This is a genomic window from Paraconexibacter sp. (assembly GCF_041602235.1).
Taxonomy (GTDB): domain Bacteria; phylum Actinomycetota; class Thermoleophilia; order Solirubrobacterales; family Solirubrobacteraceae; genus Paraconexibacter.
This window is the reverse complement of record NZ_JBFIGP010000410.1, coordinates 1-2512: the sequence shown is the minus strand read 5'-3', so window position 1 is coordinate 2512 and position 2512 is coordinate 1. Positions and strand designations below refer to the sequence as shown.

General features: G+C 69.8%; 6 protein-coding genes. 1 reads left to right on the top strand and 5 read right to left on the bottom strand.

Translation table 11 applies throughout. From position 1 onward, the window contains the following. Positions 1-128, bottom strand: a 128-nt coding sequence (locus ABYE80_RS19730; RefSeq protein ID WP_372792015.1) for a chemotaxis protein CheW, incomplete at its 3' end; no start/stop codon positions are given. Between the two features lie 134 nt (positions 129-262). Here ABYE80_RS19730 and ABYE80_RS19725 point away from each other — a divergent pair. After that, the gene (locus ABYE80_RS19725) at positions 263-658 is read left to right on the top strand and encodes a helix-turn-helix transcriptional regulator (protein ID WP_372792014.1); all 396 of its coding nucleotides are present in this window, start codon (positions 263-265) and stop codon (positions 656-658) included. 28 nt (positions 659-686) lie between these two features. Here the strand turns inward: ABYE80_RS19725 and ABYE80_RS19720 are convergent, their stop codons facing one another. From ABYE80_RS19720 to ABYE80_RS19705, 4 genes are all read right to left on the bottom strand, one after another. Continuing rightward, entirely contained in the window at positions 687-917 is a 231-nt protein-coding gene (locus tag ABYE80_RS19720) for a flagellar FlbD family protein (RefSeq protein ID WP_372792013.1), read from the bottom strand. Beyond that, entirely contained in the window at positions 917-1735 is an 819-nt protein-coding gene (locus ABYE80_RS19715; protein ID WP_372792012.1) for a flagellar hook-basal body complex protein, read from the bottom strand. Before ABYE80_RS19715 ends, ABYE80_RS19720 begins: the two co-directional genes overlap by 1 nt. Before the next feature lie 24 nt (positions 1736-1759). Then, complete coding sequence (locus ABYE80_RS19710; protein ID WP_372792011.1) at positions 1760-2158, bottom strand: TIGR02530 family flagellar biosynthesis protein; 399 nt, start codon at positions 2156-2158, stop codon at positions 1760-1762. Continuing rightward, positions 2155-2512: flagellar hook capping FlgD N-terminal domain-containing protein (locus tag ABYE80_RS19705; RefSeq protein WP_372792010.1), on the bottom strand; the 358-nt coding region annotated here is incomplete at its 5' end. The genes ABYE80_RS19705 and ABYE80_RS19710, both read right to left, overlap by 4 nt.

Sequence of the window (2512 nt, the reverse complement as noted above, 5' to 3'; positions counted from 1 at the left end):
TCCTCCGACGCGACGGTTCGCGGCGCGGTGTAGCGGATGATCTCGTGGACGTAGCTGATGGGCAGCGCGTACTCCTCGTCACCGAGGGTGAAGACGACGAGCTGTCGGGCGTCCTGGGGATCTGACATGGGAATGACTCCTGGTCGGTGCGCGAAGGGGAAGGGCCTGCCACGGCCTCGTGCACCGGTAGTCGGCGGCGGCGTCCGGCGCTTGAGGGTGTGGACGGTCCGGAGCGCTTGGGCTTTACGCTGTGGTGATCCGTATGACTGACATGGACCACGTCAACCATCGGCCCTCGACGATCCGGGGCCGCCGGGAGCTCTTCGAGGCAGTCATGGAGCGACTGCACGAGCGACTCGGTGAGCCGGACCTCCAGATCCACGACATCGCCGCCGACACCTTCGCCAGCCGACGCCAGATCCAGCGCGTGATGGAGGAGCAGCGCACGACGTTCCGTGCGGAGCTCGCCCGCATCCGCATGGACCGCGCCGCGGAGCTGCTCGTCACCACGACGCTCCCCGTGCGCGAGGTGGCGGCACGGGTCGGCTACCGGCAGCCCGCGCAGTTCGCGAAGGCCTTCCGCCTCCGCCACGGGTCCGCTCCGAGCGTGTACCGGGGCGACCACGGCGCCCGCCCCGGCTGGGCGCGCGCCGCGTAGCGCACGCCGAGCAGCGCGACCGCGCCGCTCAGACCCCGGCGAGCGGAGCACGCCCGCTGATCGCGAGCGCCTCCGCGAGGATCCGTACGCGCCAGGCGCGCACGGCGGCGATGATCTCGTCGGGCGTCTCCTGCACCACGTAGCGCGTGCCGGTGGTCAGGGTGACGTGGGTGTCGGGCATCGCCTCGACGTGCATGATGAGATCGGGGTTCACCAGGTACGGCTCGACGTCCCTCCCGAGCCGGTGGAGCCGGATCATCAGCGCTTGAGGTTGACGAGGTCCTGCAGCATCTCATCGCTGGTGGAGATGACGCGCGAGTTGGCCTGGAACCCGCGCTGCGCGACGATCATCTGCGTGAACTCGGCCGCCAGGTCGACGTTCGACATCTCGAGCGTGCCCGCGGTCAGGACGCCGAACGTGCCGCCCGGCCCGCCGACGATCTCCGTGCCGGAGGCCGGATCGCTGTTCCAGCGGTTGCCGGAGATGCGGGTCAGCCCCTCCTCGTTGGGGAACTGCGCCAGCGAGATGGTGCCGGCGCTGACGCGTGCGCCGCCACCCGAGGGGATGTAGGAGACCGACCCGTCCTCACCGACGATGGTGTCGGTGGCGCCCAGCGGGATCTGGATGTAGGCGTCGGTGGCGCCGGTGCGACCCATCACGTAGTAGCCGTCGGCGGTGACGAGGAAGCCCTGGTCGTTGCGCCGGAAGTTGCCGGCGCGCGTGTACTCGATGGTGGTGGGCAGGGCGGGCGGGGCGCCGGCGGCGACGCGGAACCAGCCGTTGCCCTGGATCGCGACGTCGAGAGGATTGCCGGTTGCCTGCAGCGAGCCGGAACCCATCTGGTTGTCGATCGTGCCGAGCTGCACTCCGAGCCCGACCTGACGTCCGTTGAGGCCTCCCGTGGTGGGTCCAGCCGCGGTGCCGAACTGGTAGGTCTGCTGCAGCTGGTCCTTGAAGGACGCACGGCTGCCCTTGAAGCCGACGGTGTTCACGTTGGCGAGGTTGTTCGCCGTGACGTCGAGCATGATCTGGTGGTTGCGCAGGCCGGAGATGGCGCTGAACATTCCTCGAATCATCTGTCTCTCCTTGGTGTCGCGGCGTCAGGCGATGACGGCGCTGTCGATGTTGGTGAAGACGTGGTCGCGAAGCTGGTCGCGGTCGATGGCGGTGATGACCGTCCGGTTGCGGACGGACACGACGAAGGCGCTGGAGTCGATGAGGACGACCGCTTCGCGTGCGCCCTTGGCTGCGGCGCGGGCGACGCCGCCGTCGAGCCGGGCGAGGGTGGTCTGGTCGACGTCGATCTGACGGCGACCCAGCCGCTGGAGGGCGTGGTTGGAGAACTGGACCCCGTCGGGCCGGTGCGCGAGCAGCTCGTGCGCGAACGGGCGTTGCGGCGCCGCAGCCGGGGCGACCGGACGCTGGACGGCCGTCGAGGGATCGACCCGGCCGGGGCCGGGTGGGACGAGCGCGAGGTTGGGAACGGCCGCGGAGCTCATCGCACGTCCGTCACGCTTCCGGGGTCCAGGAGGCGGCCCCCGACCTTCAGCAACGGTGACCCGCTGCTGCGGTCGACGGCTTCGACGACGCCTTCGGCCCGCAGGCCGTCGGAGGCCAGGTACCCGACGGTCTTCCCCAGCATCCCGACGGCGCGGGCCTCGCGCTGCTCGGTCACGAGGTTCGCCGTGGCCGTCGCCATGTTGGTGATCTGCTCCAGCGAGGTCATCTGCGACAGCTGCTGGACGAACTCCTTGCTGTCGGCGGCGTTGCTGGGGTCCTGCTGGCGCAACGACTCGATCATCATCTTCATGAACGCGTCCTTGCCCAGCTGCAGCGACGAGGCCGCGTTGGAC